This is a genomic window from Candidatus Obscuribacterales bacterium (assembly GCA_036703605.1).
Classification (GTDB): Bacteria; Cyanobacteriota; Cyanobacteriia; order RECH01; family RECH01; genus RECH01.
Map to the genome: position 1 here is coordinate 1 of DATNRH010000668.1, position 2,851 is coordinate 2,851.

A 2,851-nucleotide genomic window follows, 5' to 3' on the forward strand; every position below is an offset into this window, starting at 1 on the left:
TGTGTAAGCGCGGAAATGAGTGGCACCTGTGCGATGATGCTAAGGTGTTCAACTTCTACGCTAGTGCCGAGAAGAGATGTGCTCAACTGTGTAAAGAGAGGCCATCTGTCTTCCATCGTGTAGCACGTATGACTACCGTCGCTGAGTTGCAGGGGGAAGTACAAGTCAAAGTGGAGAAAACCGATGGATCAAAGTCAATCGCCGATTAGCGCCCAATGGGCTCGAACGTATGGGCATGAGACGAGTGATCTGGTGCCCTCAACCCCAAGTCCGGCGCGTAATAATAGCGCCAGCAAGATGAGAGGACGGAACAATGGACGCACGAAAAAAGTTCACATCCAAAGTGCCCGCTAGGTATACCTGCTTGGCAATCGTGATCTGGCTTGTATTAGTCCTGCTGCTGATGGCGTCAAGCTGGGTTACTCACATCATCGTGAGCATCCAAACGGAGGCGTGGTTCATTCTACTGGCGGGGGCACTGCTCTTCCCGGTAGGCATCATGCACGGCTTGCTCGTAATGCTTGGGATAGTTTAAACTATGTTGGTGCTAGTGGCGTGTATCATCCTGCTACTGCTCCAACTACTGTGACAAATCGAGGGTATTATCATGATCCGCATGCACAATGTACATCCTGCTACTCATTTTGATTCCAGCGCGACCAAGCGCACCCAAGAGGAGGTTATGCGCTCCCGACAAGTAACTGTCTACGCTCGTCAGCATCCCCGGTATCGTAAGTACCGGCAATCCACAGAAGCCGCATAAACACTGGTCGGCTTAGTTTAAACTAGAAATATCAGGAGATAGACATGACTGTTGTTCCTCATCACATCCGTGCTGTTCGTGAAGATCAAGAGAAGCCGTTCCACATCTGGCACTTCGGCGTCTGCCTAGGAGGATGGCAGAACGGTATGGATGTGAACTGCATGATGTATATCATGGAAGAAAAGCTACAGAATGAGATGTACACTAAGCACCGCCTCGAACCATTCCAGTACTTGAAAAAGGTGGTTGCTGGTGAGCGTGATCGTTTGCCGGAGGACGACACTCCTCTCTGTAAGGCGACACATATCACCATCTTTCCGGGCAAAGAGATGCTGCGAGGCGAAGATTTCCGTAATGCGACAAAAGGAGAGAAGTATCCTGTGACGGAGGTAGATGTACTGCGCCCGCTGGAGGACACGCGTCCGGGCGGTACTGGCCGTCTGACTTGGGACGAGTACATCACATTCCTGCGCTTCTTCTGCTACGATACGCGCTTCTCGGTATTCTTCTCAGAGTTGCCACGCCGTAAGCGTGACCTGACACGAAAGTGGGTGCTTAACCATGGCCTCACTCTGGATATGAGTGCTGGCTCTGAGCGGGACTGGTCCTTCGCCTATACCACGGTGAGGACTTACTCCAAGATGGGCGAGTCCAATATCTCAGCATGGTGTAGGCTCAAGGATTCAATCTGTGCCGATGATCTGGAGCGTCTGGTTCTCTTCCATACGCTGCAACAGGGGCGCTGTCGTGGTATGATTCACGGTGATGATAATGATAGCTGTCACATCATCACTGGGCAGGCGCTAGCCGCAACGTTCGATGGCTTTAGCTATCGTGTCATCTTCGCAAATGAGGGACCCAGCTTCTATGATACTCAGAATATCGCTGGGGGTAAGAACGATTTCTTCCTTGGAGGAGGGAACATCGCGCGATCTGAGCGCGTGAATAAGGGCCGCATTTGGTGGGACGATGAGGACCTCAATCTGGAGGACGAGTCGAAGCAGGCACTGCTGCGCGATCTCATCCTGAGTGAGATCAGCTACTGCTGTGGGGTACGTGATCAAAAGCTGCGTAATAGCAGGGAGGTAGTTTAAACTATGCGACTCAATGAAGTGGTGATGGTTCGGGTTAGTATGCATACTACCGTACCAGCAATCGTCATTGCCCGTAAGCATCATGGGGCTATTGAAAGTATTCCCCTGCTCGGGCAACTGCTGACATATCGGCAGTTAGATGTACTGCTTGCTGAAGAAGGCTCATGTCTGGTACAATCTGCGGGGCACAGCTACTGTCTGCATCCACATCGGCGGACTGATGGCGACACCGACTATCTAGTGAGGACACTCGCATGAAATATCTGGCTTTCGTATACGGCAGCCTCAAGCAAGGCTTCGGCAACCATCGTCTGCTCAAGGCTAGCACCTTTCTAGGTGAGGCCAAGTTGAGCCAGTGTGGTGCCATGTATAGCTTGGGAGGATTCCCGGCTGTAACACTTGGCAAGCGCGTAAGCCCTATCCACGGTGAGCTGTACGAGATTGACGAGAATACTCTCGACGCTCTCGACTCTCTCGAAGGGCACCCCCACTTCTATCAGCGCACGGAGGTAGATGTGCTGCAAGAGGATGAGGATGGCGTGTATCGGGTACGTGCTTTCGTATACCTGATGGAGCCCAATAGCGGGTATCTACGTGGTGATCCCATCAAGGATGGTGTCTGGCACGATCCACGCACCCGTAAGGCAGTTTAAACTAACTACTGTGAGGTTTTTCGCTATGCATCTTGAAGCATTCCCTAACTGCTGTTCTTCGCTGGTCGTGTGTGGTTTCGGTGGCAGCGCCACAGCCATGGAGGATGACTATGCCAATCCCGTGTATCATCATCAGGAAGAGGAATGGCTGGATAATATCGAGCCTGAGGATGTGGGCTTCCAGTTCACTAATGCTGACGATATGGACTGGGAGGACATGTACCGGACTCTCCTCGACTACATCGACCGCTCAGCCAACTGTGGATTCGCGTCCCTTGTAGCTATCACTGATGAGAATCAGGAAGCTGCTAATACAGCACTCATGCGTGCCGGCTTTGACC

Annotated in this window: 4 protein-coding genes; all 4 read left to right on the forward strand. The window is 52.0% G+C overall.

What is annotated here, in order from left to right; all coding sequences use genetic code 11:
- A partial coding sequence (locus V6D20_14090; GenBank protein HEY9816910.1) for a hypothetical protein occupies positions 1–209 on the forward strand: 209 nt, incomplete at its 5' end.
- 598 nt (positions 210–807) lie between these two features.
- Positions 808–1,857 (forward strand): hypothetical protein, encoded by a 1,050-nt coding sequence (locus V6D20_14095; GenBank protein ID HEY9816911.1) that lies wholly within the window; start codon positions 808–810, stop codon positions 1,855–1,857.
- Positions 1,858–2,111: 254 nt separating this feature from the next.
- Positions 2,112–2,510, forward strand: a complete 399-nt coding sequence (locus tag V6D20_14100) for a gamma-glutamylcyclotransferase family protein (GenBank protein ID HEY9816912.1) — start codon at positions 2,112–2,114, stop codon at positions 2,508–2,510.
- A 25-nt stretch (positions 2,511–2,535) separates the two neighbouring features.
- Positions 2,536–2,851, forward strand: a 316-nt coding sequence (locus V6D20_14105; GenBank protein HEY9816913.1) for a hypothetical protein, incomplete at its 3' end; no start/stop codon positions are given.

Coding starts and splice junctions, on each gene's coding strand:
- V6D20_14100 (HEY9816912.1), top strand. CDS start 2,112: ATGAAATATCTGGCTTTCGTATACGGCAGCCTCAAGCAAGGCTTCGGC.
- V6D20_14095 (HEY9816911.1), top strand. CDS start 808: ATGACTGTTGTTCCTCATCACATCCGTGCTGTTCGTGAAGATCAAGAG.